The organism is Gemmatimonadaceae bacterium, assembly GCA_019752115.1.
Lineage (GTDB): Bacteria > Gemmatimonadota > Gemmatimonadetes > Gemmatimonadales > Gemmatimonadaceae > Gemmatimonas.
In genome coordinates, this window is sequence record JAIEMN010000024.1 from 224,543 (window position 1) to 246,006 (window position 21,464).

The following is a 21,464-nucleotide window of genomic DNA, read 5'->3' on the forward strand; positions in this document are numbered from 1 at the left end:
GCTAAGGAGACTTGGATCCCTCGGATGCCTCGGATGTGATCAGTTCAACACCGGCCAGTGACATCGCGATGACGCGAAGGCATAGCCTGAGAGCATGTCCTCCGCCAATTCCCTGATCGAGCTCGTCACTCGCATCGCCATTGATGTGCACAAGGAGCTCGGCCCTTCACTGCTCGAGTCTACCTACGAAGCCATTTTTGTAGACGAGCTCCGACTCGCTGGTTGCCAGGTCGCCACCCAGGTCCTGCTTGCGGTCCCATATAAGGGACGGGTCTACCAGCAGGCGTACCGGCTCGACATGCTCCTCGAGAACCAACTGGTGGTCGAGCTCAAGTGCACTGAGCGAGTGGCGCCGATCCACAGCCGCCAGGTCCTCACCTACCTGCGCTGCCTCAAGCTGCGGCACGGGCTTGTTGTGAACATGGGGCTCGAGCGGGCCATTGATGGCATTGATCGCGTGGTGAACTTCCGCGTGCCGCCTGAGCCGGGCGACAGCTAGTCGACGACTTCGAACGCCGGGGGTGAGGGGCGGGTTACGAAGAAGAGGGCGCGCTGCGAGGCGTTGGCGTGGGTGCGGAGGTACTTCTCACGCCAGCGGGCGGCGAACTTCTCGGCGTCGTCGGTGCGGATCATGGCCCACACGCTCCCGCCAAAGCCGGCGCCGAAGGCGCTCGCGGCGTCGGCGCCGAGTTCGCGGGCGTAGCGCTGGAGGTGCACCGTTTCGGCGATCTGATTCTCGAGCGCGCGCTCGGCACCCGCCTGCGAGCGATCCACGATGGAACCGAAGGCGGCGATGTCGCCACGATCGAGTGCGTCCGCCGCCGAAGGGACGAGCACAAACGTCTCCTCGAAGAACTGATCGAGGCGCGCCGAGAGATGCGCGACGGTGAAGTCGGCGCTGCCCGCCTGTGCGACGGCGGCCCGCAGCGCGTCCGGCACATCGGTCGGAACCGCCCCGCCGGCGGCGGCGGTGAAGGCTTCACGCAGCGTTCGCGCCGGTGGCCCCGCGTGCTGGTTCCATGCGTCCACGATGCGATGCGCCGTGCGCGCGACGCGGTTGTAGCGCTCCTTGGCCGCGCCCGTCTTGGCGGCCACGACGCCGCTCACGCCGACGACGAAGGCGTGCGTCTCCGGCCAGGGGGCACTGCGCTCGTAGCGTACCGGCGCCCACGAGAACACATCGAGCCGCCCCTGATCGCTGCACAGGATGGCCGTCTGATCCTGTGCCCCGCCGAGCGTGCCCACGCCCTTCTCGCCACCGAGCACGCCGTAGTCGTTGCCATTCTCGAGTGCGCCCACGTAGCCGGCGAGCGCGGCGCGGTCCACGATGGCCTGCGGCCAGAGGGGATGCGCCTCGAGCTGAGACACCGCCGTGAACGCGAGCGTGAGCCCGACCGTCAGCGCGCTCGAACTCGAGACGCCGGCGGCCGGCGGCAGGTTGCTGGCGAGCGCGACATCCATGCCCTGCACCGCGTCGCCGAAGTTGCGGACCAGGCGATTGATGACGGTGCGCGGGTACACCGACCACGGGATATGCCCCTTCGACGGCTGATGCAGCGACAGCTGCAGCGCCTCACGACGGCGCGCGTCACGCAACACCACCGTGCGGTCGTCACGTGCCCGCGCCACGATGGCGATGCCCCGCTCCACCGTGCACAAAAGCGAGCGACCACCGGCGTAGTCCACATGCTTGCCGAGCACTTCGATGCGGCCGGGGACGATCCACGTGCGGCGCGCGTCGGCGGGGACGCCGGCTTCATCGAGCGCGCCGTGTGCCTCGGCCGCCAGCGCGCGATACGCCTCGAGCACCGCCGGCGGGAAGCCGGCGTGCTCGAGCGGTTGACGCACCAGCGTGGGGCTGATCACAGCCGCGGCTCGATGGATTCGAGCCGCGCGACGACTCCCGCGATATCCGAGCGGCGACTCAGATCGAGCACTGCCGCCGCCATCCGCACCGCGCGCACCGGCACGCCTTCGCGCACCGCCATCCCTACCGCCTCGGGGAGTTCGTACTCGCCGCGCACACTGATCGGCACATGTCGGCAGGCACTCACGAGTGCCGGCGTGATGGCCCACAGATTCATCCCGACCCATCGTGCGGCTTCGCTCGCCAGGTCGAGCGCGTCACCCGGCTTCTCGACAATGCCGGTGAGCCAACCAGCGTCACTCACCGACAGCACGGCAAACGCCCGCACGCGCTCCGGGTCGATGTTGCCGCCTTCGACGAGCGCGTGGCGATCGAAGGCGATCGTACCGGCCGTCGCTTCGGCGGCCAGACGCCGGTAGGCCTCGACGGGGTAGTAGTTGTCGGCGTTGAGCACCAAGAAGGCTTCGTCGCCGATATGCTCGGCGGCGGTCACGACCGCATTCGCCGTCCCGATGGGCGTGGGCTGCACCGCGAACGAGATGCGCACCCGTTCGGTGGTGACGCCCTGCGTGAAATGCTCGCGGATGGCGTCGTGATCGGGGCCGATCACGAGTACGATGTGCTCGAGGCCGGCATCGGCGAGCGCGGAGATCACGTACTCCAGAAACGGGCGCTTGATGGGAATCATCCCCTTCACGCCGCTGGCCGCCACCTTCGCCTGGGTATCGTCGAGCTGCGCCGCGTCATCGGCACGGCGCATGCGCGAGCCGAGCCCGGCGGCGAGGATGGCGGCGGTCCGAATCATGGGGCAGCGATGTGGCTCGGCCCCTGCGGGGCGGTAGACGTGCGCCACGCGCCACGCGTGAAGTCGGGGAACTTCACCGGCGCCGAGTCCTTCTTGAGCGAGATCTCACTCAAGGCAAACGGCACACTCCACGCCGCCGCGTCGTACACGTCGAAATCCGGCGCCAGCCCTTGCCGCAGGCACTGCACCAAGCGGTAGGCCATGACGAAGTCCATGCCGCCGTGGCCGCCATTGCGAGCCTGATCGCCGATCGCCGTCCAGAGCGGATGCTCGTACTTCGCCTTGAACTCCGAGAGCGGCGTCCACTTCTCGCCGCCCGGCGCGCCATCGATGTACAGGCGCGGCGGATAGTCGTTGAAGATCGCCTTCGACCCCTGGAGGTTGTTGAGCCGCGAGTACGGGCGCGGGTTCACCACATCATGCTGCAGCAGGATCGTGCGCCCCTTGGCCGTCTTGATCAGCGACGAGTTCATGTCGCCAGCGACGTACTTCTCCTGCCACTTGGGGCTATCCTTGGGCTCGTGGGCTTCACGCCACTCGGTGAGGCCGGCCTCCCCGCTCGACATCGAGACCATGTACTCGAACTTGTCGCCCCGGTGAATGCCCAGATACTGCGCCACCGGCCCGAGCCCATGCGTGGGATAGAAGTTCGCGTTGCGCTGCGTGTGCGGGATGCGGCGCCACAGCCCTTCGTCGCGATTCTCGAAGAGGATCTCGCGCAGATCGTGCAGATACGCCGCTTCGGCGTGCAGCAGCGTGCCGAACACCCCTTCGCGGACCATGCGCAGCACGGTGAGTTCACTGTTGCCGTAGCAGCAGTTCTCCATCATCAGGCAGTGCTTGCGCGTCTTTTCGGACGTCTCGACGAGCTCCCAGCAGTCATCGAGGCTCATCGCGATCGGCACTTCGCTGGCGGCATGCTTGCCCGCGCGCATGGCGGCGAGCACGACCGGCGTATGAAACGGCCACGGCGTGGCGGTATAGACAAAGTCGATGTCGTCGCGCTTGACGAGGCGCTCGTAGTCCCGTTCCCCGTTCGTGTAGAGCTCCGGCGCCTTGCGACCGGCCTTCACACACATCGCCGCCGCCCGCTCGGCCTTGTCCTTCACAATGTCGGCGACGGCCACGATCTCCGTGCCTTCAATGGCGAGCAGCTCGTTGAGCACGCTCCGCCCACGCAAGCCGGTGCCGACGATGGCAAAGCGCACCTTCTCATGCTTCTCGAACGGCACGCCAAGCATGGAGCCGTTGCCGGCCGCGACCGGCGGCGCGAGGTCGACGCGCCAGTCATCTGTGGCCGCCAGCAGGCGCGCCGGCGTGGCCGTGAGGGCCGCGGCCGCGGCGGCGGCGGCACCGCTCAGCAGATCGCGGCGGGAGAGCTCGCTCACGCATCCCCCCGGATTTCGGAGTGGTCGCCGATCGTCATGCGGCCCTTCACCCCCTCGACCACCACGCTGTCGCCGAGGAAGCAGTCATGCAACGTGCTGTTGGTGATCGTCACTTTCTCGCCGGCCACCGTATCGCGCATCGTGCTGTGCTTCACCACGCTGCCGGCGCCCAGGGACACGTTCGGCCCGACCGTCGCGTGCTCGATCGTGCAGCCATCCTCGATGTAGACCGGCTCCACGATCGTGGCGCCCTCACCCAACTGCGCCGGCTTCCGGGCGCGCCCCTTCTCCAGCATGACGCGATTGGTGTCGAGCAGCGTCTCGAGCTGCCCGGCGTCGTACCACCCTTCCACGTCCACGACTTTGATCTTGGCGCCCTTGTCGATCATGTACTGGAAGGCGTCGGTGAGATACCACTCGCCCTTGTTGGGCGCCGTGGTCAGCACATGCGCGATGCCTTCGAGGAGCAGCTGCCAGTTGCGGATGTAGTAGAGGCCGATGTTGGCGCGCTTGGAGATCGGCGTCTTCGGCTTCTCCACGATCTTGGTCATGTGGCCGTTCTCATCGGTCACGACCACACCGAAGCGCTGATAGTCCTCGACTTCCTTGGTCCAGATGATGCCGTCGTCGGTGCTGTCCTTCACGATGCTCAGGTCTGCGTCGAAGATCGTGTCGACGAAGATGATGAGCACCGGGGCGTCGATGTACGGCTTGGCGAGCGCCACCGCGCCGGCGGTGCCATCCTGGACGGCCTGCTCCACGAACACACTGGGAATCGGATAGGTGGCCTTGGCGTACGCCTCGACCTTCTCCTTCAGATGCCCGGTGATGTACACGACCTGCTCGACGTTTCCGAGCTTGAGCACATCGTCCATCACGTAGCTCATGACCGGTCGCCCGGCGACCTTGAGCATGGGCTTGGGGACGACGTGCGTATGCGGGCGAAGGCGCGTGCCTTTGCCGGCGAGCGGGATAATGACCTTCATGGAGTTCCGGGTTGGAAGTGGGCGGTCTGGGGTCCGCGAGCCACGGAGGAAGGATCTCCCCAAAATGCAGAACGGCGACGGCCCTCGGGAGGGGCGTCGCCGTTCGGTTTGCCGGAAGCGGGCGCTTACGGGGCGCTGGTGCCTTCGCGGCCGTAGCGATCCTTGATCCGGACCACGTCATCGAGCTCGGGCGTGCTGGCCTCGAGGATGTCGCAGTCGGTGATCGCCTCGATGTAGTGAATCGTACCCGGCGTGATGCGGAAGCTCTGGCCGGTGGTGAGGCGCTGATCGCGGAGCTCGGTATCGCCGGGGAGCTGCACCCAGTACTTCATCTCCCCCTGCAGCAGGTAGACCGTCTCATCCTTGCGCTCGTGGTATTGCACCGAGAGCGCCTGGCCGGCGGTGACGTGCAGGATCTTGCCGACGTAGCGGTCGGTGTGTGCCCAGATGGTCTCATGACCCCAGGGCTTGGAAACGTGGCGGACTTCAACGCGGCCGCTCATGGGCAGGACTCGGCGAGTGGTTCGAAAAAGAGACTGGCCTCCTAGGACGATACCCAGGAGGCCAGCGTCACGTCAGCGGGCCGCGGCCCGGGCGCTTAGCGGCCCGTGCCCATCCGGCGACGGAGAATCGACAGCTTCCGGCGCACGGAGCCGTCCATCACCGTATCGCCCATGCGGACGACCACGCCACCGATGATCGCGGGGTCGATGCCCACGTGCGGCACCACCTTCTTGCCGACGATGCGCGAGAGCTGCGCGCCGATCGAACCGACCTCGGCCTCGCTGGCCGGCTTGGCCAGCGTGACCTTGGCGTGCACGATGCCTTCGGAGGCATCGAGCAGCGTCTCGTACTCTGCCGCGATCGTCGGGATGAGCGACAGGCGGCGATTCTTCACCAGCTGCTGCAGGAAGCGCAGAAAGAGCTGCGGCACGCGATCGCCCAGCGCCTTGCCGAGCACCGCCGACTTCTGCTCACCGGCAATGCGCGGCGAGTCGAGGAACTGCGCGAGCGTGGCGTCGGTCAGCACGGCGTCGGCGACCTGGCGGATCATCGTCCCCCAGCCCGCCGGGTCGTTGGCCTTCCGCGCAAGCGCGAGGAGCGCCTCGGCGTAGTTGCGGGCGACGGATTCGCCCTGCACGCCGGCCGGCATCAGTTCGTCCCCTTGCTGCCGCTGAGCGAAGCCAGGAAGGACTCCACGATCTGACGGTTGCCCGTCGAATCGAGGTTCTGCTCGATGACCTTCGACGCGCCGGCAATGGCGAGGTCGACGGCTTCGCGGCGCAGGTCGGCGATGGCGGCGGCCTTCTCGCCTTCGATGGCGCGGCGGGCCTGCTCGATCATCTCTTCCTGCTGCTGCTTCGTTTGGGCGAGCATGTCGCTGCGCATCTTCTCGGCCGTCGCACGGCTTTCGGCGATGATCTGCTGCGCGTCGTTGCGGGCGGCTTCGAGCTGCGCGCGCTGCTGCGCGAGGAGCTGCTCGGTTTCGGCCCGATCACGCTTGGCGCCTTCGATCGCGTCTTCGAGCGCCTTTTCGCGGGCCTCGACGGCGGCGAAGAGCGGCTTGAAGGCGAACTTCGCGAGCACCGTGAAGAGCAGCACGAAGATGATCAGCGTCCAGAACATCACGCCGACCTTCGGGTCGAGCAGACCGCCGCCCGACTCTCCGCCTTCAGAGGCGAAAGCCGGCGTGGCGGTGACCATCAGGGCAGCGGCGAGGGCGCTCAGGCGACCACCGGTGCGACGGAGATATGCGAGCATGGAAGAGTCCACGAAGAAAAGAGAGTGCGGCGGGGCACCGGCGATTGCGCGCCGATGCCCCACGCGCGAACACATCAGAACGTGATCTTGCCCTGGATCTGGAAGCCGATCACGACGCCGAACAGCGCGGCGCCTTCGATGAGGGCGGCCAGGATGAGCGCGGCCGTCTGGATCTTGCCCGCGACTTCCGGCTGACGCGCCATGCCTTCCACGGCCGAGCCACCGATACGGCCGATGCCCATGCCCGCGCCGATCACGGCGCCGCCGGCGGCGATACCGGCACCGATCATCGCCATGCCCTTCGGATCCTGCACCACCGGAGCGGCGGCCTGGAGGAGACCCATGATTTCCATCGTATAACTCCGAGTACGTAGTCGTTGAGATGCTGCGCTCCCGACGGACACTCTGGTCCGCATGTCCCGTCAGTGAGCCCCGAGGGGCTCAACGGGTTTCGCCGGTCGCTCGACCGGCTACTGGCACCGCCGCACGGGAGTGGCGCGGCGGTGTCCTGCCAAGTGCAGCTTAGTGGTGCGCTTCCCGGATCTGGCCGATGAACACGCTGGCCAGCAGCGTGAAGATGAAGGCCTGCAGGAAGGCGACGAACAGTTCGAGCATGCTGATCGCGGTGGCCATGAGGACCGGCACCGGCGTGATCACCCAGCTCTTGAAGGTGAAGATGAGCCCCATGAGCGCGAGGAGCACGATGTGCCCGGCGGTCATGTTCGCGAACAGACGGATCGTGAGCGCGAACGGCTTGGAGATCTTGCCCACCATTTCGACCGGCGACATCACGACGAACATGATGACGCGCATGACGAGCGGGAGCTCCTTGTTCCAATAGAAGATCGTGCTGAGGTACCCAAGGCCGTTGGCCCGGATGCCCGCGACTTCCACGACAATGGCGGTGATGATGGCCAGCGTCGCGGTGACCGACACATTGCCGGTGGCGGTGGCGCCCCACGGCAGCATGCCGAAGAGGTTCATCACGAGGATGAAGAAGAAGAGCGTCAGCGCGAACGGCACGAACGCTTCGCCGTGATGGCCGACGTTCGGCAGCACCACTTCATTGCGGAGGTAGAGCGCCATCGCCTCGATGGCGCAGGCAAAGCCCTTGGTGTGGCCGATCGTTTCGTGCTGCTTCTTGGACGTGTTCGCCGAGATAATCAGGACCAGCGCGACGATGATGGCGGCGAGCGCCATGAACACGACGTGCTTGGTGGGCGAGAGGTCCACTTCGAGCGAGCCGATGTGCACCGGCGCGAACGTCGGCAGCTCGACTTCCTTGGCCAGATGCGCATTGGGCCACGGGATTTCGAGGTACCGGCTGTCGGTGATGTGCGGCGTGATGATGTCGACCGGGCCTTCCGCCTGCGGCACCGCATGTTCGGCGGCGGCGGCACCCTCGTGCTCCTGGGCGCGCAGCGACAGCGGCGCGGTGGCCAGCACGGTGAATCCGGCGATCATGGCGAACGACCGCGTGAGCGATCGCGAAAGCGAACGGAGCATCGACTGCATCCGAAAGTGTCGGTTAACCAACGTTCAAGAAGATCGGCTCGATGACCGTCGAGACGAAGAAGAAGAGCACCAGCGACAGCAGCGCCGGTCCCGAGACGAGACCAAACGCCTTGATACCGAGGAAGGCCCAGAAGGCGACCACGGCGAACCGCAGCAGCACTCCGATCCCCCACGCGGCGATGACCTGCTGGCGCGCCACCAGGCGCGCCATCGCGAAGGTCACCACCTGCACCACCCCTGCGAGCCACGCGCTGGCCTGAATCGCGGCGGCCGAGCCGGCATCGGTCCAGACGAACCGCTGCAGCACCATCGCCGTCGCCAGCACCAGCACCGCCTGCGCCACCGTAAAGGCCGCCACGGCGGGCACGAAGCCCCGGATTCCGGTCGATCCCGTCGTTGGCTGTGTCGTGGTCATGCAGACGGGGGCGAGTCGTGATCCGAATCCTGCCGCGGCGGCGCCTGCTCGCTCGTCGCCATGAGGCGCCGATAGCTGGAGTAGAACACGCCACCGCCTCCTACGAACACGCCGCCCAGAAGAAAGAGCGGCGCGGTGTCCATCCGACGGTCGAGCCAGTTGCCGGCGTAGACGAAGACGATGATGGCCACACAGAACTGCATGCCGAGCCCGGCCAGGGCCCACGGGCTGACCTCTCCCGTTGGCTTGGATTCACGCGTCGACTTCTGTGGCGTTTCTGCCATTCGGGGGCGGAAGCTACCCGCTTGTGAAATTTTTCGCAAGCGAACCTTTTGACCGAAACCGAACAAAACCCGACCGTGGAAAAACCCGTGAAAATCCAACCCCCACCGTCACTTAGCCTGTAAATCCCTGCTTGACAGCCCGCTCAACCGTTGATAACGTGGCGTCGTATCGAATTGTGACCGTAGATCGTCCAACTCCATGTCGGCGTTATGGATTGGCTCGGCGCCGATACCTCCCGTTCCCAACCCCTGCTCCCCTGATGCTTTCACGCATCACTGTTCCGTTGGTGGCCGCGGCCGTCCTCATGTTTGCGTGCGGTCCTCGCACGCCGAATCCGGTTGCCAGCGTGCGTCCCAAGGCGGGCGCCGATCGGGGGGTCACATCCCACGTCATGGTCGACACGGCCCAGGGAACGGTCCGGTTCGCCATTGAGGTGACCAACGACTCGCGCAAGCGCGTCGAACTCGCCTTCCCCGACGGACAGACGCACGATTTCACCGTGCTCGACGCGCAGGGGCGCGAAGTGTGGAAGTGGAGCAAGGATCGCCTCTTCACGCAGGCCATGCAGAATCGCCTGCTCGATGCGCACGACTCGATCATCTACGCCGAGAAGTGGACGCCCACGTCGCGTGGCCGCTTCACGCTCGTCGCGCAGCTCCACAGCGAGAATTTCCCCGTTCAGCAGCGGGTTGAGTTCGCCCTGCCCTGAACGCGCGGCGCTGAGCGACCTGCGCCAATCGCAGGTACATTATCGCAGTATCGGCAACGGACGCCCGAGGGCGTCCGTTAGTGTTTGCGGGCGTGTCCGTCGCCCGTGCCACCTGACCCTGTGCCCGGCCCTCTGTGACTTCATCTCCCGCCGTGAACGATCTCGAGATGCTCGAACGTCTTGCGCTCGCGCGCAAAGACCTCGCGAAAATGATCTCGCAACGCATCGTCGGTCAGGCCCACATCGTCGACGATCTGGTGACGGCGCTCCTTGCGGGTGGCCATGCGGTGCTCATCGGTGTGCCGGGGCTCGCGAAGACCCTGCTCGTGCAGACGGTGGCGCAGACGCTCGATCTGTCCTTCTCGCGAGTGCAGTTCACGCCGGACCTCATGCCGAGTGACATCACCGGCACGGAGTTGATGGAAGAAGAGAGCGGCACCGGACGGCGCGCCTTCCGCTTTGCACCGGGCCCGGTGTTCGGCAACATGGTGCTCGCCGACGAAATCAATCGCGCCCCGCCAAAGACGCAGGCCGCGCTGCTGCAGGCCATGCAGGAGCGAACGGTCACCGTCGCCGGTCAGACGTACGACCTGCCCCGCCCGTTCTTCGTGCTCGCCACGCAGAACCCGGTCGAACAGGAAGGCACGTACTCGCTCCCCGAAGCGCAGCTCGACCGCTTCATGTTCGAACTGAACATCGGCTATCCGACGCGCGAGGAGGAAGAGCAGATCGTGCTCTCCACCACCGGCGATCGAGAGGGCGTGATCACGCCCGTGCTCACCGGCGCACAGCTGCAGGAGCTCCAGCGGCTCGTGCGTCGTCTGCCGGCGCCGCCGAGTCTGGTGAGCTACGCGGTGTCGGTCGTGCGCGCGACGCGTCCGGAAAATCCGGAAGCATCGGCGAAGGTCAAGCAGTACGTGTCGTGGGGCGCCGGTCCGCGTGCCTCGCAGTACCTCATCCTGGGTGCGAAGGCCCGGGCGGCGATGGATGGGCGCGCGATGCCCGACATCGACGACATCCGCAGCGTGGCCAAGGCGGTGCTGCGTCACCGGCTCGTGGTGAACTTCCAGGCCGAAGCCGACGGCATCCCCAAGGAGTCGCTGATCGAGCTGCCGTGAGGGTGCCGTAAGGGTGCCGTACGGGCGTGCGCGATCGTGATACGGGGCGCTTCGCCTGCGAGAAGCGCCCCGCGTTCGTTCGGGCCGGTGCTGTGACACTGCGGGCACGGGCCCGGCGGACGTAGAATTGGAATGACGCCGCGGTGACGCGGCCCGGGAGGTTTGGAGACACAGCGGCCCAGTTCCGGTGGTCTCCCACATCCCGATCCATCATGGCCCGATCCCGCTCCCGGATGCGTCCGAAGACGGTCGCACACGCCTTTACCCCTCACCCTGGCCCGCGCGAGCCGGTGCTGTCGCATCGCGACGGGCTGCCGCTGCTGCGCATGCAGACATTGGGCGCAGCGCGGCTGCAGCTGGGATACAGCCAGCTCGGCCTGCAGGCGGGGATGCTCTTTCCGCTGGTGCTGCGCCTGGTGTACACGCCCGGGTTGGCCGCGCCGCGCGAAACACTCCTGCGCGAGCTGTGGCCGCGTCATGAAGACGAGCGCCGGCGCGGGAATCTGCGGCAGCTGCTGTACAAGCTGCGCACGATGGGGCTCAACGTGACGATGGAAGGCGAGAAGGTGCAGCTCGATCGCACGCAGGTGCTGCCGATGTTCTGCGTCGATCGCACCATTCCCCTCTTCGAGCGGGACGTCATTCGCGGCGTGGAGCCGCTTGGCCCCTTCGTGCCCGGACTGGTGGCGCCGAGCGATGAGCTGGCCGACTGGCTCGACCAGACGCGCGCCTCGGTGCACGCGGATGTGCGCCGCGTCCTGGTCGAGCAACTGCGGGGGCGCCGCGAGCGCGCCGATTGGAGCGGCGCCGAGGTGATCTCGCGGTGGCTGCTGCCATTCGATCCGCTCAACGAAGACGCGACGTTGACGCTCGCTGAGTGTGCGATGCTCAACGGCTCGAAGGCGGAAGCGGTGGCGATTCTCGATCGCTATCTCGCCGAGCTGGGGCCCAACGCGGGCGAGATTCGGTTGCCGGCGACGCAATTGCGGAAGCGGTTCACCGACCCGAGCGCCAAGCGGCGTCCGAGTCTGGCGAATACCGAGCGGCACTTCGTGGGGCGTCAGCAGGAGCTGGCCGATCTGACGCTGTCGATGCGCCGCGCGCGGTGGCACGACGGCAGTGCGATCCTGCTGCACGGCCCGCCGGGGATCGGCAAGACGCGACTGCTGACGGAGCTGAGCAAGGTCGCGCAGATCGAAGGCTACCGCGAGGTACATCTCGAGTGCCGCGAGACCGATCAGCGGCGCCCACTGGGGGTGTTCCTGGATGTGATCCCGGAGCTTTTGGGGTATCCGGGGGCGTTGGGGTGTTCGCCGGAGAGTTTGGGGGTGTTGCGGCGGTTGGTTCGCGACGATCAGCCCGAGGATAGCGAGTCGACGACTGGGAGTGACGAAACCGATTCGCTTACGAGCGAGCCGTCCCAAAGCTCTATCCCTTTGCCGCCTGAGAGAGCGAAGTCAAAGTCCATTCGACACGCCCTCGTCGACATTCTTGGCGCAATCTCTGAAGAGCGTCCAATCTTTCTTGCGGTCGAAGACCTTCATTGGATGGACGGAGACTCTTGGGAGTGCATGGCCGACCTAGTCCAGCGCTGTTCGGCAATGCGCCTGTTCATTCTTGCGACATCTCGCACTCGCTTCGGATTACCCGCTCGCCCCGCAAGATTTCCATCGACACTACTTGTCCGCGAGCTAACCTCGCTTGATCCCGGCAGCTCTCTCACTCTAGCACAGCGGATCAGCAAGGATTGCGCGGCAGCTCCCTCGGCCTCCATTGAAGAGTGGTTCGTAGACGCCGGGGAAGGCAATCCGCTGATGATCCGGTCACTCGTTCATCACTGGGTGGAAACGGGTGATGCTGGGGGAGTTCCACCGACACTGCAGACTCTTCTAGAGCAGCGGGTGGAACGCCTTCACGAGCACGCGCTTCGAACAATCCAAGTGATTGTTCTGCTCGGGGATATGGCAACGCCAGACAGGGTCAAAGCAGTGCTACAACTGCCGACACACGAACTGCTTGGTGCACTAGAGCAGCTTACCGCGGGCGACTGCCTCAAGCAGACCGACGATCTGTTCTTTGTTGCCCACGAGCTAATCGGCCGCGCGGCAGTCGAACGCCTTCCCCGACTCATCCAGACGACACTTCACTCCACGATTGCGGATCTTCTCCTAAAGGAACACGTATCTCTCGAGAGCTCAGAGCTGCTACTTCAAGCGATCGAGCATCTAGTTGATGGCAACCGGCATACTGAAGCAATTCAGCGACTACTGCTGGCAGAACCAGAGCTACTCGCGCTTGGTTTTCCTGCCAGAGTGCTTCGCGTGCTGGATGCTAGCCTGGAGCGCGCCGGGGATCCCACGCGAGCGACTCGCGTTCAGCGCCTCAAGAGTCGCTTAGAGCTTGATATTGGTGAGTACGGGAGAGCGCTTATGTCCGCGCCCAGTGGGATATCAGCTCCGAGATCGTTCGAACACGTTTCCCCGGATGAACTCGACGCACTACTTTCGAGTATTGATTCTGCATCGCGCGCTGATCAGACCGCAGACCGAGACGAGCTCGCTTCCATCGCCGGACGAATCGCCCAGTCGACAGAAGCTACCCGCAGCGTTCGAATAAGGGCTGCGGAGATAGCTCTAGTAATCGCCGCCAATACCTGCGACGCCGCGATTGCGAACTCGACCTTCCGATCTTGCGAGGAGTTGATTCTCCAGTCGGCACGGCCTACGGGCCTGGACAGGCTATCGCTGCTGTTCCATACGATCTTTGGCGACCTAGAGACTGCTCGATCGATTGCTTCAGCTTACGTATCCGAGGCGGTCGACCGAGCCCTCTCAACTACAGATGCCCAAGATCTTGGACGTGCTGCGTTCGCGCTCCGAATTGCCGGAGACACGTCGCTAGGGAAGAACGCATTCATATCAGCGCTTGAATCCTGCAAGGAGCTGGATGCACCTAGGCTCGCGGAGTATCCCGCCTGGCAATTGGCTCAAATCGCAATCGACGAGGACAACATCGAGGATCTTGACCGTTGGAATCAAGAGCTTTCGAGCCTCCTCGAGTTCGATTCTGATCCCGTCTCATCCGGCTTCGCCGCTGCGCACTTCTGCAGAGATGCGATCTACCGAGCTGACGCGGATCGAGCGCTGCAGTTTCTGTCGATGGTTAAGTCGGCGCTACCCAGAGTTCCAACTCCAAAGGCGAGCGCTTACGTCGTAGCGCTCGAGCTAGGGGCGCAGCTGCTAAACCCCAGATGGCGGCCATCTGAAGCACTCGTCGCGGCTGCGATAGAGAAGCACGAAAGAACGGGCCGGTTCGGCACCAGCGACTATCTGACATCGGTAGTAGTCGACGCGCTAATTCGCTTGGGACGGTCGGTAGAGGCTGGTGAGATCGCGACTAGGTACATCGAACGAATGCGACGTGAGCGATCTCCGCTAAGCACTGCGCTCAAGGGTGCAATGCGGCGCTTGGGAGCATAAAGAAAGGCCGTCTTCCTTGCTCACTTGGAAGACGGCCTTTGGTTTCGGGTCAGATGGTTACGCCACAGCAGGCGTCTTCATCCGAGTTCGAACTAGCTTCTCGATCCTCTGCGTTAGTGATCGGACATGCCCGGAATCACTTTTGTCAAAGAGGCGGTAGAAGTCCGGCGAGCTAATCAGCTTGTCGCAGATCTCGGGATCGAACTGAATGCCGCGATACTTCATCAGTTCGGCCTTAACGTCTGCTTCTCCAAGCGCCTTTCGATATGGACGATCCGTCGTCATCGCATCGATCGTATCTGCAAACATGATGATGCGGGACGCCAACGGAATGTCTTTGCCCTTCTTCTGATCGGGGTATCCGGTACCATCCCAATTCTCGTGATGGTGCCTGACGTCGATGTGGATCTTCTTGTCCTTTAGACTCGAGATCTTCTCGACGAGCTCACAGCTCTTGATCGGGTGCAACTCCATGATCGCGCGCTCATCCGGTGTCAGCCGACCTGGCTTCGACAGAATGGGCGCGAAGATCTCATGGATCTTTCCGACGTCGTGCAAAAGAGCAGCCGTTCCAATCTGCTCAATCTGCTTTTCAGGCAATCCGAGGATATCCGCGATGATTAGCGAGTACTTCTTGACCCGCTGCGAATGGCCTGAAGTATACGGGTCTCGGAATTCGACCGTCTGAACGAAGAGATTAAGAAGCTCTTCGTTGGTACGCTCCAGTCCCCAGAATGCCTGATAGCCATAACGGGCCATCACGATAAGTGAGGATAGAACGATGATGCCCCAGTAACTCCAATCGACGTAGACTCTCGCGAACGCGTACACGAGAGGCATCGATGCGACGTCCCAGAACAGCCCTCTTACATTCCCTTCGTACCAGGTTTTCCAGAAAGGCTTGTTTTCAGCCAGACTGATTACGCCGGCGACGGCACCCGTATTGACTAGAAAGAATGAGAGAACCGCCGCTGCGTGCGGCCCAAAGCGGAAAGTATCATCCACTTGCAGGGCTACGCCGCCAACGCGCACATAGAGCAGACTGCTAAGTCCAGCGGCGAGAATGAGCTGCGACGCGTTGAATACACGCTGAATCGGCAGCTTCTTCTTCATCAATTCCGCTACTGTCGCACCAAGACCGATAGCGATCGTGGTGCCCCAGGAGGGATAAAGTACGACGGCGGTGAGATAAGGAAGGAAAGAAGCCGCACCGATCGTACTTCCACGAACTTGGTAGCTGAAGAACGCCATCGCGGCAGCCACTACCGCGAGAATCAGCACGCCACCGAGTAGGTCGAGATCCACGACGGGTGACATTGAATGAAGCGCAAAGAGCACGCCTGCCGCAGCAAGCGTGATCCCATAGACATATGCTATGACGCGTTTCTTCATCGTGGATCGAGAAGGGGTCCCCGCCAAGCCGGCTAGTCGATCGTCAGATCAGCCCCAAAGCTTGACGTCGGCAACAATGACCGACCAAAGCGCATTCACGAGCTGGGCCATGAAGTCCATCTGCGTCACCTCCCATCGGGGTCAGTCACGTGCATCGCGCTCGCGATTCACACGTGCTAGTCGAGGTTGGCTCCGCTCCTGTAACTGGCCTGCCCGCTCAGCTCCGCTCCAGACGGTTGGCGGGGACTTCTAAGGGATCGTCGTAACGACGGTGAGTAGAAGGGTCCGACGCGCTTGCGCGCAGTTAGCGATCGAAATGCACCCAGCGGTTGGTCGCGTCGAGCACCGCCAAAACCGCGCTCGTTTCCGCGCTCTCCCGCACTTCACAGCTGCCCGTCAGTACCACCGGCTCACGTCCCACCTTCGCCGACAGGCTGACAAACACGAACTCCCGATCAAACGCGTCGATCAACTTGGCCCCTTCCAGCGCCAGGCTCTTGTCGCCGCCCGGCGTGGCCTTCGTGGCCGTCGAGATCGCCTGCAACGTCGCGCGGGCCGACAGCTCGATCCGCGAACGCTCCGATTCCTGCCCTTCCGCCTCGCCGAAGTACTCCTCGCCATCGCGCGTCAGCGTGACGCGGCACAACACCCCGCGCGCGCGCGAACGACGGACTTCGACATCCTCGAACACCAGCAACCGACGGCTTGCCCCGACGGTCGACACCGTAGAGGCAGACGACTCAGGAGCGGAAACGGCACTGAGATGGGCGTGCAACCGACCACCCGGCAGCGGGGTCGGCTGAGGGGCCGGCTCGGGGGCGACCGCCTGCGGCATCGGCGGCACGGCCGCCTGGGGCGCTGAGGGGGCTGCTCCGCCGGCCATGGCCGTCAGGCCGGCAGGCGGGGTCACCGGCGGCGCTTCGGGACGAGGCGTGTCTATAGTGGTGGCAACCGAGATCTTCCGGTGGTTGACCCGGAGACCGAGCTGCGCAATGAGCGCGCTCTCGATGTTGCGAACCGTATTCTTGGGGGCGACCTGATCGGTCGTCAGCACGTGGATCTCTTCCACGGCGCCCGTTTCGTTCGGCATGATCCGAACCGCAACCACCCCTGGCAGGGTGGCGATCAGCTCCTCAGCCCTCCGAATGGGCAACACACTCCCCGCAATGGTTCCGGAGGGAGAAGAGGGCGACGACATGCCGAAATTGACTGGAATGGACAGGCGTGGCTCCGCGGCTGACCAGCTCGAGGGGAGGGGACCGACCGTCTTACAGGGCCAATATGTGGCTGAGGACGCCGTGTGGCAAGGCTCCCCGTCCCTACAAGATGTTGTCGGACTTACACGTACCCCCATCCACCTCAAGCTTCGTCGAGGGGGCCCTCACCGAGATCGCCGGTCTCCCCCTCGTACTCCCGAAGCTTCCGGTACAGGGTCCGCTCCCCGATCCCGAGCAATTCCGCCGCCTTTCGACGGTTGCCACCCGTGTTCCGCAACGCCGTCTGGATCGCCACCCGCTCGATCTCAGCCATCGTCATCCCGGGCCCCAGGGTGATCACCGTCGGCGGCGGCGTCTGGTCACGTGGCTCGATACCACGCACCACACCATACGGGACCGGTGGTAGGACTTCTGTGAGCCCCGTCGCATTTCCGCTCACGGCTCGTCCCATCGCCCCCGCTTCCGCCCAGAGCGGCGCGCCGGCACGCGTCTCCACGTCCATGCGCCGCCGCAGCTCCTCGACCTGCAGCTTGAGCTCGACCAGCGAGCGCACGATGAACTCGAGCTCGCGCCCCTGCGCACGTTCCCCTTCGCGCACGACCGGGCCTACATGCACCGGGAGCAATCGACGCCCGCCGCCATCGCGAATCGCGCGCGGAATGTCATCGGCCACGATCTCGCGCCCATGCGCGAGCACCACCATGCTCTCGATGAGATTGCGCAGCTCGCGCACGTTGCCGGGCCAGTGGTACTCGACCAGCAAGCCAAGCGCCTCCGCCGAGATCCCCTGGAACTCGCGATCGTGCATCGCGCTGAACTCGCTCACGAAGCGACGCACGAGCAACGGAATGTCGTCGCGCCGCTCGCGCAGCGGCGGCAGATACACGCTCAGCACATTCAGGCGATAGAAGAGATCGGCACGGAACGATCCCTCCTCGACATGCTCGCGCAGCGGACGGTTGGTCGCGGCCACGACGCGCACATCCACCGGAATGGAGCCCGTCCCACCGACGCGCGTCACCTCACGCTCCTCGAGAACGCGCAGCAGCTTCACCTGCGTGGACGACGGGATCTCGCCGATCTCATCGAGAAAGAGCGTCCCGGTATCCGCCAGCTCGAAGCGCCCCAGCCGCCGCTCGGCGGCGCCGGTGAACGAGCCCTTCTCATGCCCGAAGAGCTCACTCTCGAGCAGCGTCTCCGGCAGCGCGCCCACGTTCACGGCAATGAACGGCTTGCCGCGGCGCGGACTCAGGCGGTGAATGGCGCGCGCCACCAATTCCTTGCCGGTGCCACTCTCACCTTCGATGAGCACCGTACTCGTGACGGGGGCGATCTGCTCGACCTTGACCAGCACTTCCTGCACCGGCGCGCTTTCACCCACAAGCCCGGTGATGCGCGCGAGGCGCTGCCGATCGAGGCGCCGGCGGATGCTGTCCACGACCTCGTCGATGACGATGGGCTTGGCCCACGTTTCGGCGTAGCCCACGTCGCGCAGCCGCTCGTTCATCACCGGATCGACCACATCGGTGAAACCGATGACGGTGACGTTGTCCCAGAGCAGCTGCCGCACGAGCGCAATGTTCGCGGGATCGAGCAGCGCGCCGGTGAGGACCAGCACCGAGGGATGCGCGCGCCGAAGATCGCCACGCACATCATCCATCGGCGAGATGGCGACGGTCTCCACGCCGAGCTGCTCGAGCGCCGCGTTGAGCCGGATGGCCGGCTCCACGTCGGTCATCAGAATCGCGACGGGTTGCGTCGCGTGCTCTTCCGCGCCGCCGCGAGCGGCAGACGGGCGAGCGCGTGTGCTCACGCCTTCCCCGGGCGCTTGTAGAACGGCAGCTTGACCACGCGCGCGGGGACCGCCTTGCCGCGAATCTCCACCGCGAAGGTCGCGCCTTCCACCGCCGCGGCGGCCGGCAGGAAGCACGTGCCGATCGGGATACCGAGCGTGGGGCTCATGGTGCCGCTGCGCACTTCGCCAAACGGCACGCCGTCCACATGCACGGGATAGCCGTGCCGCGGAATGGCGCGTTCGTCGAAGGTGAAACCCACGAGCTTGCGCGCCGTGCCTTCCGCGGCCTGCTTCGCGAGCACGTCCTTGCCCAGGAACGGTTCGGCCTTGCCGAGCTTGAGGAGCCAGTTGAGGCCCGCCTCGACGGGCGTCACCTGGTCATCGAGTTCATGGCCGTAGAGGCACATCCCCGCCTCGAGACGCAGGGAGTCGCGGCACCCAAGCCCCGCCGGCGTCACTGCGCCACTCGCCATCACGGCGTTCCAGATGTGCGCCGCCTTGCTCTCATCGAAATAGAGCTCGAAGCCGAGTTCACCGGTGTAGCCCGTGCGCGAGATGATGCACGGCACCCCGGCGACATGACCCTCGGTGAACCAGTAGTACTTGATGCCATCGAGCGGCACATCGGCGAGCGCGGCGACGATCGCCGGCGCCTTCGGGCCCTGGATCGCCAGCAGCGCCGTGGCGTCGGAGATATCCGTCATCGTGCAGTCGAAACCGGCACGATGCGCCTCGAGGTGCGCGAGGTCCTTGTCGCGATTGCTCGCGTTGATCACCAGCATGAGGTGATCGGCGAAGCGATACACGAGCAGGTCATCGACGATGGTGCCGTCGGCGCGGAGCAGCGTGGAGTACTGCACCTGCCCGATGCCGAGCGCGGCGACGTCATTGCTCGTGACCGAGTTGACGAAGCGAATGGCATCGGGGCCCTTCACGATGACCTCACCCATGTGCGACACGTCGAACATGCCGCAGCTCTCGCGCACGGCCTTGTGCTCGGCGGTGATCCCGCTCGGGTACTGCACCGGCATCTCGTAGCCGGCGAAGGGAACGATCTTGGCACCCAGGGCGACGTGGATGTCGTAGAGCGGCGTGCGCTTGAGCGCGGCAGTCGAGTCAGTCATGGGCTGGAAAGAATCAGGGCGCGTCCGATGTGGGCGCGCCCTGAAACATGCTCAAAATGGCAGACAATCGCCAGCCAAGCTGGCAGTCGCCCGCGATCAGCCGATGACGGCCATGACCTCTTCGGCGTGGCCGGCCGGTTTCACCTTCTCGAAGACCTTGGCGATCTTGCCCTTGGGGTCGATCACGAAGGTGGTGCGTTCGACGCCCATGTACTTCCGGCCGTACATCGACTTCTCCTTCCACACTTCGTAGGCCTGGAGCACGGTCTTTTCCGTGTCGGCGAGGAGCGTGAAGGGGAGCTCGTACTTGGCCTTGAACTTGGCGTGCGACTTCACCGGGTCCGGGCTGATGCCGAGGATGACCGCCTTCCCCTTCTTGAACTTGGGGAAGAGGTCACGGAACTCGCAGGCTTCGGTGGTGCAGCCGGAGGTGTCGTCCTTGGGATAGGCGTACAGCACGACCCACTGCCCCTTGAGCGACGAGAGCGTGAGTTCCTCACCGGTGTCGGTGGGGAGGGTGAAATCGGGGGCCTTGGTGCCTTCAGCGATGGGCATGGTGCGCGAGAGTTCCGGCTAGAGCGTTTCGATTACAGCGTTTCGGTTACAGCGTTTCGTTTCCCATGAGCACCGCCATGATCGCCTTCTGGATGTGCAGGCGATTCTCGGCTTCATCCCAGACCACGCTCTGCGGGCCGTCGATGACGCTGGCGGTGACCTCTTCGCCGCGGTGCGCGGGGAGGCAGTGGAGAAAGATCGCGTGGGGGGCGGCGAGTTCCATGAGCGTGTCGTCCACCTGATAGAGCGCGAACGCCAGCGCGCGCTTGGCCTGCTCCTCCTCCTGCCCCATCGACGCCCACACGTCGGTGGTCACGACATCGGCGCCGGCCACCGCCTCTCGCGGGTCGCGGAGCAGGCGCACATCGGCGGCCTTTTCGCGGGCGAGCGCGAGGAACTGCTCGTCGGGCTCGAAGCCCTCGGGGCACGCGATCGTGAGCGTGAAGCCCAGGTGCGCGGCCGCCTCGATCCACGAGTTGGCCATGTTGTTGCCGTCGCCAATCCATGCCACTGTCTTGCCGCGGATGGTGCCGCGGTGCTGGTGCACGGTGAGGATATCGGCGAGGATCTGACAGGGGTGCGACAGATCGGTGAGGCCGTTGATCACCGGCACATCGGCGTCGGCCGCCAGATCCACCGCGTCCTGATGCGCGAAGGTGCGGATCATGATGCCATGCACGTAGCGCGACAGCACGCGGGCCGTATCGGCGATGGGCTCCCCGCGGCCGATCTGTACGTCACGCGGCGACAGGAAGTGCGCCGACCCGCCCAACTGCAGCGCCCCCACTTCGAAGCTCATGCGCGTCCGCGTGGACGACTTCATGAACAGCATCGCGAGCGCCTTGCCGGCGAGCGGCTTCTTGTCGTAGCCGCCGGTTCGCATCCGCTCGGCGAGATCGAGCAGCGCAAACGTTTCGGCCGGCGAGAAGTCGGCGATGTTGAGGAAGTCGCGATGGGGCCGATTGGCCCGCGGCGGCGGTGCGTGCATGGATATGCGCCCCGAACGGGGTCCCCGGGGGACCCCCCGGTGGGGGGAAAGCAGACGGCGCGGCT

The 21,464-nt window shown here is 64.8% G+C and carries 21 protein-coding genes; 4 read left to right on the forward strand and 17 right to left on the reverse strand.

Annotated elements, in window-relative coordinates; genetic code table 11:
* Positions 1-94: 94 nt before the first annotated feature.
* A complete protein-coding gene (locus tag K2R93_13650; protein MBY0490881.1) occupies positions 95-499 on the forward strand; it encodes a GxxExxY protein in 405 nt (134 codons plus the stop codon).
* On the opposite strand, the gene K2R93_13655 is transcribed toward K2R93_13650, so the two are convergent.
* The 11 genes from K2R93_13655 to K2R93_13705 all read right to left on the reverse strand — a co-directional run bounded on the left by K2R93_13655 (position 496) and on the right by K2R93_13705 (position 9,021).
* Complete coding sequence (locus K2R93_13655; protein ID MBY0490882.1) at positions 496-1,866, reverse strand: hypothetical protein; 1,371 nt, start codon at positions 1,864-1,866, stop codon at positions 496-498. The two genes, K2R93_13650 and K2R93_13655, sit on opposite strands and share 4 nt — an antisense overlap.
* A complete protein-coding gene (locus K2R93_13660) occupies positions 1,863-2,672 on the reverse strand; it encodes a nucleotidyltransferase family protein (protein MBY0490883.1) in 810 nt (269 codons plus the stop codon). The genes K2R93_13655 and K2R93_13660 overlap by 4 nt, the downstream gene beginning before the upstream one ends.
* Positions 2,669-4,060, reverse strand: coding sequence for a Gfo/Idh/MocA family oxidoreductase (locus tag K2R93_13665; GenBank protein MBY0490884.1), 1,392 nt, complete (start codon positions 4,058-4,060; stop codon positions 2,669-2,671). The genes K2R93_13660 and K2R93_13665 overlap by 4 nt, the downstream gene beginning before the upstream one ends.
* Complete coding sequence (locus K2R93_13670) at positions 4,057-5,046, reverse strand: NTP transferase domain-containing protein (protein ID MBY0490885.1); 990 nt, start codon at positions 5,044-5,046, stop codon at positions 4,057-4,059. Before K2R93_13670 ends, K2R93_13665 begins: the two co-directional genes overlap by 4 nt.
* A 125-nt stretch (positions 5,047-5,171) precedes the next feature.
* Positions 5,172-5,549: a cupin domain-containing protein gene (locus K2R93_13675; GenBank protein MBY0490886.1), complete on the reverse strand. Its 378-nt coding sequence runs from the start codon at positions 5,547-5,549 to the stop codon at positions 5,172-5,174.
* Positions 5,550-5,644: 95 nt separating this feature from the next.
* On the reverse strand, positions 5,645-6,199 hold the full coding sequence (locus tag K2R93_13680; GenBank protein ID MBY0490887.1) for a F0F1 ATP synthase subunit delta: 555 nt from the start codon (positions 6,197-6,199) through the stop codon (positions 5,645-5,647).
* Positions 6,199-6,819 carry a F0F1 ATP synthase subunit B gene (gene atpF, locus K2R93_13685; GenBank protein ID MBY0490888.1) on the reverse strand — a complete coding sequence of 207 codons (621 nt, stop codon included), beginning with the start codon at positions 6,817-6,819 and terminating at the stop codon, positions 6,199-6,201. Before atpF ends, K2R93_13680 begins: the two co-directional genes overlap by 1 nt.
* Before the next feature lie 62 nt (positions 6,820-6,881).
* A complete protein-coding gene (gene atpE, locus K2R93_13690; protein MBY0490889.1) occupies positions 6,882-7,121 on the reverse strand; it encodes an ATP synthase F0 subunit C in 240 nt (79 codons plus the stop codon).
* A gap of 208 nt (positions 7,122-7,329) precedes the next feature.
* Positions 7,330-8,313: a F0F1 ATP synthase subunit A gene (gene atpB / locus K2R93_13695; GenBank protein MBY0490890.1), complete on the reverse strand. Its 984-nt coding sequence runs from the start codon at positions 8,311-8,313 to the stop codon at positions 7,330-7,332.
* 22 nt (positions 8,314-8,335) lie between these two features.
* Positions 8,336-8,737: a hypothetical protein gene (locus K2R93_13700; protein ID MBY0490891.1), complete on the reverse strand. Its 402-nt coding sequence runs from the start codon at positions 8,735-8,737 to the stop codon at positions 8,336-8,338.
* Entirely contained in the window at positions 8,734-9,021 is a 288-nt protein-coding gene (locus K2R93_13705) for an AtpZ/AtpI family protein (GenBank protein ID MBY0490892.1), read from the reverse strand. Before K2R93_13705 ends, K2R93_13700 begins: the two co-directional genes overlap by 4 nt.
* A 392-nt stretch (positions 9,022-9,413) precedes the next feature.
* Here K2R93_13705 and K2R93_13710 point away from each other — a divergent pair, with 392 nt between their 5' ends.
* The 3 genes from K2R93_13710 to K2R93_13720 all read left to right on the forward strand — a co-directional run bounded on the left by K2R93_13710 (position 9,414) and on the right by K2R93_13720 (position 14,328).
* The gene (locus K2R93_13710) at positions 9,414-9,731 is read left to right on the forward strand and encodes a hypothetical protein (GenBank protein MBY0490893.1); all 318 of its coding nucleotides are present in this window, start codon (positions 9,414-9,416) and stop codon (positions 9,729-9,731) included.
* A 134-nt stretch (positions 9,732-9,865) separates the two neighbouring features.
* On the forward strand, positions 9,866-10,849 hold the full coding sequence (locus K2R93_13715) for an AAA family ATPase (GenBank protein ID MBY0490894.1): 984 nt from the start codon (positions 9,866-9,868) through the stop codon (positions 10,847-10,849).
* A gap of 233 nt (positions 10,850-11,082) precedes the next feature.
* Positions 11,083-14,328 (forward strand): AAA family ATPase, encoded by a 3,246-nt coding sequence (locus K2R93_13720; protein MBY0490895.1) that lies wholly within the window; start codon positions 11,083-11,085, stop codon positions 14,326-14,328.
* Between the two features lie 57 nt (positions 14,329-14,385).
* Here the strand turns inward: K2R93_13720 and K2R93_13725 are convergent, their stop codons facing one another.
* The 6 genes from K2R93_13725 to argF all read right to left on the reverse strand — a co-directional run bounded on the left by K2R93_13725 (position 14,386) and on the right by argF (position 21,399).
* A complete protein-coding gene (locus tag K2R93_13725) occupies positions 14,386-15,720 on the reverse strand; it encodes an HD-GYP domain-containing protein (protein MBY0490896.1) in 1,335 nt (444 codons plus the stop codon).
* Between the two features lie 304 nt (positions 15,721-16,024).
* Positions 16,025-16,810, reverse strand: coding sequence for a hypothetical protein (locus K2R93_13730; protein ID MBY0490897.1), 786 nt, complete (start codon positions 16,808-16,810; stop codon positions 16,025-16,027).
* Between the two features lie 269 nt (positions 16,811-17,079).
* Positions 17,080-18,750 (reverse strand): sigma-54 dependent transcriptional regulator, encoded by a 1,671-nt coding sequence (locus K2R93_13735; protein MBY0490898.1) that lies wholly within the window; start codon positions 18,748-18,750, stop codon positions 17,080-17,082.
* On the reverse strand, positions 18,747-19,856 hold the full coding sequence (gcvT, locus tag K2R93_13740; protein MBY0490899.1) for a glycine cleavage system aminomethyltransferase GcvT: 1,110 nt from the start codon (positions 19,854-19,856) through the stop codon (positions 18,747-18,749). Before gcvT ends, K2R93_13735 begins: the two co-directional genes overlap by 4 nt.
* 96 nt (positions 19,857-19,952) lie before the next feature.
* Positions 19,953-20,411 (reverse strand): thioredoxin-dependent thiol peroxidase, encoded by a 459-nt coding sequence (bcp, locus tag K2R93_13745; GenBank protein ID MBY0490900.1) that lies wholly within the window; start codon positions 20,409-20,411, stop codon positions 19,953-19,955.
* Between the two features lie 46 nt (positions 20,412-20,457).
* On the reverse strand, positions 20,458-21,399 hold the full coding sequence (argF, locus tag K2R93_13750) for an ornithine carbamoyltransferase (GenBank protein MBY0490901.1): 942 nt from the start codon (positions 21,397-21,399) through the stop codon (positions 20,458-20,460).
* Between the last annotated feature and the right edge of the window lie 65 nt (positions 21,400-21,464).

What these genes read in the sequence shown, in the direction of transcription:
- K2R93_13680 (MBY0490887.1), bottom strand. Translation starts at nt 6,199, where the DNA reads ATGCCGGCCGGCGTGCAGGGCGAATCCGTCGCCCGCAACTACGCCGAG.
- K2R93_13660 (MBY0490883.1), bottom strand. Translation starts at nt 2,672, where the DNA reads ATGATTCGGACCGCCGCCATCCTCGCCGCCGGGCTCGGCTCGCGCATG.
- K2R93_13675 (MBY0490886.1), bottom strand. Translation starts at nt 5,549, where the DNA reads ATGAGCGGCCGCGTTGAAGTCCGCCACGTTTCCAAGCCCTGGGGTCAT.
- K2R93_13720 (MBY0490895.1), top strand. Translation starts at nt 11,083, where the DNA reads ATGCGTCCGAAGACGGTCGCACACGCCTTTACCCCTCACCCTGGCCCG.
- gcvT (MBY0490899.1), bottom strand. Translation starts at nt 19,856, where the DNA reads ATGACTGACTCGACTGCCGCGCTCAAGCGCACGCCGCTCTACGACATC.
- K2R93_13670 (MBY0490885.1), bottom strand. Translation starts at nt 5,046, where the DNA reads ATGAAGGTCATTATCCCGCTCGCCGGCAAAGGCACGCGCCTTCGCCCG.
- atpB (MBY0490890.1), bottom strand. Translation starts at nt 8,313, where the DNA reads ATGCTCCGTTCGCTTTCGCGATCGCTCACGCGGTCGTTCGCCATGATC.
- argF (MBY0490901.1), bottom strand. Translation starts at nt 21,399, where the DNA reads ATGCACGCACCGCCGCCGCGGGCCAATCGGCCCCATCGCGACTTCCTC.
- bcp (MBY0490900.1), bottom strand. Translation starts at nt 20,411, where the DNA reads ATGCCCATCGCTGAAGGCACCAAGGCCCCCGATTTCACCCTCCCCACC.
- K2R93_13650 (MBY0490881.1), top strand. Translation starts at nt 95, where the DNA reads ATGTCCTCCGCCAATTCCCTGATCGAGCTCGTCACTCGCATCGCCATT.
- K2R93_13700 (MBY0490891.1), bottom strand. Translation starts at nt 8,737, where the DNA reads ATGACCACGACACAGCCAACGACGGGATCGACCGGAATCCGGGGCTTC.
- K2R93_13705 (MBY0490892.1), bottom strand. Translation starts at nt 9,021, where the DNA reads ATGGCAGAAACGCCACAGAAGTCGACGCGTGAATCCAAGCCAACGGGA.
- K2R93_13730 (MBY0490897.1), bottom strand. Translation starts at nt 16,810, where the DNA reads ATGCCGAACGAAACGGGCGCCGTGGAAGAGATCCACGTGCTGACGACC.
- K2R93_13710 (MBY0490893.1), top strand. Translation starts at nt 9,414, where the DNA reads ATGGTCGACACGGCCCAGGGAACGGTCCGGTTCGCCATTGAGGTGACC.
- K2R93_13725 (MBY0490896.1), bottom strand. Translation starts at nt 15,720, where the DNA reads ATGAAGAAACGCGTCATAGCATATGTCTATGGGATCACGCTTGCTGCG.